Origin of the sequence: Actinomadura rugatobispora (genome assembly GCF_042656285.1) — a bacterium.
Taxonomy (GTDB): domain Bacteria; phylum Actinomycetota; class Actinomycetes; order Streptosporangiales; family Streptosporangiaceae; genus Spirillospora; species Spirillospora rugatobispora.
In genome coordinates, this window is sequence record NZ_JBHSON010000315.1 from 1 (window position 1) to 553 (window position 553).

Consider the following 553-nt stretch of genomic DNA (forward strand, 5'->3'; position numbering starts at 1 on the left):
CTTTGGCATGCTGGCACTGTTGCTCATCGACGAAACGCTGGCTCCATTTTTTGAACGTCTTATGAGCCACGGCTTCGAGATCCTGAGCGGGTTACTACAGGCGCTGGTTTGAGGGCTTAATTCGTGCAGGCTATCCGTACTACCGTCTCCGTTCCCGATGCCAGGATGCTGTTTTCCAGCAAATAGAGGGAACTGGTGGAGGTTTCGCCGCTCTTAAGCTGCGGAAAAATATAATCCGTCACCTCTTTTTCGTTGCTTTGATCGCCCAGTCGACGGGCGTGGCTAAGCATCGTCAGATGCAGCAGGTTGCCGGAGAAGGACATGGTATAATTCACGCTGCGCTGTACGGGTGAAGCTTGCCCTACGCGTTTTCCGTCCTGAAAATGGCGGATGTTACCGATATAGGTCGTGTGTCCCTCATGAAGTCCATCGCGGTATGAGCGATAAATTCCTCGCGCCAGCGTCACGTTGTTTTCGTCCTTGATAGTGTAAAACGAGGCTGGGGCAAAGCACGTCTGTTTCAGCGGCGACGTGGCGATCGTGTACCCGATTG

The 553-nt window shown here is 53.2% G+C and carries 1 protein-coding gene; it reads right to left on the bottom strand.

What is annotated here, in order from left to right:
* Positions 1 to 116: 116 nt before the first annotated feature.
* Positions 117 to 553: hypothetical protein (locus ACFPZN_RS56575; RefSeq protein ID WP_378293768.1), on the bottom strand; the 437-nt coding region annotated here is incomplete at its 5' end.